Raw genomic sequence first — 465 nt, 5'->3', positions numbered from 1 at the left:
AGTTAAATAATGGAAATATTGAAAAAACTAATTTTCATATTAATCTTTTTTGTAAGTCAGTTATGCTCTGCAAAAGATTCTATTGAAATCAGTATCTTAACTTGTTCACCTGGCAATGAAATCTACTCTGCCTTTGGTCATAGCGCCATCAGGATTTTCGACAAAGAAAATGGTATAGATAAAGTTTATAATTTCGGTATGTTTGATTTTGATACTCCTAATTTTACGTTGAAATTTATTAAAGGAAAATTAAAATATAGATTAGGGATCCATCAAACTGAAGATTTCATTAATGAATATACTCGTGGAAACCGAACTGTAATTGAGCAGAAATTAAATCTTGGCAAACAAGAAAAAAATGAGTTCCTAGAAAAATTAAATTTTTTGTACAGACCAGAAAATAGATATTACTTGTATTCTTTTTTGGAAAAAAATTGTTCTACAGAAATTCGTGATCTGTTACTT

At 27.7% G+C, this 465-nt stretch carries 1 protein-coding gene; it reads left to right on the top strand.

The window, feature by feature from the left end; all coding sequences use genetic code 11:
- Positions 1 to 9 precede the first annotated feature (9 nt).
- Positions 10 to 465, top strand: a 456-nt coding sequence (locus RM549_RS19420; protein WP_311687776.1) for an Lnb N-terminal periplasmic domain-containing protein, incomplete at its 3' end; no start/stop codon positions are given.

Origin of the sequence: Autumnicola patrickiae (assembly GCF_031846525.1) — a bacterium.
In the GTDB taxonomy this organism is placed as follows: domain Bacteria; phylum Bacteroidota; class Bacteroidia; order Flavobacteriales; family Flavobacteriaceae; genus Autumnicola; species Autumnicola patrickiae.
Note: the sequence above shows the minus strand (reverse complement) of the source record. Positions and strands in the feature narration are given on the sequence as shown.